Annotated in this window: 1 protein-coding gene; it reads right to left on the bottom strand. The window is 34.1% G+C overall.

The window, feature by feature from the left end:
* Nucleotides 1–211: VOC family protein (locus ACNPNW_RS06225; RefSeq protein WP_448766742.1), on the bottom strand; the 211-nt coding region annotated here is incomplete at its 3' end.
* Between the last annotated feature and the right edge of the window lie 112 nt (nt 212–323).

Below are 323 nucleotides of genomic sequence, written 5' to 3' on the forward strand. Positions count from 1 at the left end.
AAATATCTGACATCATAATCTTTCCGCCAGCGAATTCTATGGATGACTCCATAATCATATCCAATTCGTTTTCCGGCAATGGGTAGGTTGGATCTTGTGGGAAATCCTTGAACTTTACTTTTTTTACTTTACTCGAATTAAAAGCTTCCGAATAAAAATCAATCGCTTGTGCTGCATTCCCATCGAAATTTAAGTACGTAATAACTGACATAATAAAAACCTCCTTCTTGTTATAAATACACTATAGAATATAATAGGTGACAGCTAGTGTGTCATCATTATATCTGAGCAGAACAAAACATAACTTTGTTTATTACGTGTGG

The sequence above is a fragment of the Acinetobacter endophylla genome (assembly GCF_053543775.1).